This is a genomic window from Aeromonas rivuli, from assembly GCF_000820045.1.
Classification (GTDB): domain Bacteria; phylum Pseudomonadota; class Gammaproteobacteria; order Enterobacterales; family Aeromonadaceae; genus Aeromonas; species Aeromonas rivuli.
Genome location: NZ_CDBJ01000045.1, coordinates 1 through 1,402, shown reverse-complemented (window position 1 = coordinate 1,402; position 1,402 = coordinate 1). Strand labels below are relative to the sequence as shown.

Genomic DNA, 1,402 nt, shown 5'->3' with positions numbered 1-1,402 from the left:
TTGCCAGAGCTCCAAGGGGGGAAAGATGCTCGCTTTGCTCGAACCCCTTTAACTCGCTGCGCTCGCCCACAGATACACCCGCCTGTGCCCGTGAGGCAGCCTGTGAGCTGACTTTACGTAAAACCCAATCACCGGCACGGGTGGCTTGAGTGATGCCGTCACAGGCCCGCACCCCCAGCAATTTGGAAACAGGTTCACCGTACTGGTTGGGTTCGACCTTGGCGGTATGGTAGAGGCTCAAGGGGCGGGCATCGCGGCGACAGCAGGGGCCACCCATGGCCTGGGTAAAGCCCTTCCAATCCACTGCATCGGCGTAGCGGCGGCACTCTTCCATGATGGGGCTGGCCAATGCGGCCACGGGGATCCCTTTGGCCTCTTGCAGGCGACCAGGTAAACGGCGCAGCTCGCGCCATACCCCAACCGGTGGCCCTTTCAATGGTTGGAATTGGCGCAGGCCCCAGAGGGAGGCCCATGCCCGCACCCGGCGAGCACCATCGGTAGCGGCGGTTTCTGCTTCAAGATCTCCTTCGTCACCCAGCCGGTACCCGTCGATGTTCTTGGCGATGTACTTGACGATGTAACCCACGGCCCCGCCTTTCTCTTTGTCCATCACCTTCCAGTCAAAGCGGGGGGTGATATCGCTATAAGGCAGCCCACTGACGGGATGGCGTTTGCGCACCAGGTCGCCCTTGTCGTGAGAGAGGGCGTAGCGTTGCAAGATACTGATGAGACGGTGCTGATGCTCCGGTTTGACCCAAATCAGCAAGTGCCAGTGGGGAGTGCCATCGTGGTGAGGTTCAACCACGCGGAAACCGAAATATTCGATAGGGTCTTCAAAGGGAGGTAAATCGCCCACCTGGGAGAGATTACGGGCGAGTGCCGAGCGGCAGCGCTCCCACAGCTTGCCGATATAGCGTTGCGTGTCACGGGGCGAGGAGCCGTCATACTTCTGGTTTTCGGTGGTGCGGTCTGGCTGATCGGGCTGTGATTTACGGAGGGTCTTCCAGGGGTGAAAACGGCTCGGTGCCGTCCAGGTGAAGAACAAGCCCACATAACCCATTTCATCGGCGACATCAGAGAAGCCGCGCGCCCGCACAACCAGCTCATGGCGGCGGTTCTCGGGGTTGGCAATCGAGGCTTTCACCGCATCAGCCAAGCTGATAGTGATGTCATCCTGGGCGTTATAGGCTTCCATGTCCTTGAGCCAAGCGGCTGCCATCTGCTGGCGCTCAAGAAAGGCGCGCAGTCCCTGACTGGAAACGTAGGCCGACACCCCTTTGCGCACCTGGCCTAAGAGGATGGCGCAGTGCTCGCCATACTGATCCCAGATCTTGCGCAGTTTCCTGGCCCACCACTTAACGTCAATCCAGCGTACCAGGTGCGCGGCGATAAAGTTGTCACG

At 60.0% G+C, this 1,402-nt stretch carries 1 protein-coding gene; it reads right to left on the bottom strand.

Translation table 11 applies throughout. From position 1 onward, the window contains the following. Window positions 1-1,402 (bottom strand): replication endonuclease (locus BN1130_RS10730; protein ID WP_198135261.1); only part of this gene is annotated, 1,402 nt, incomplete at both ends.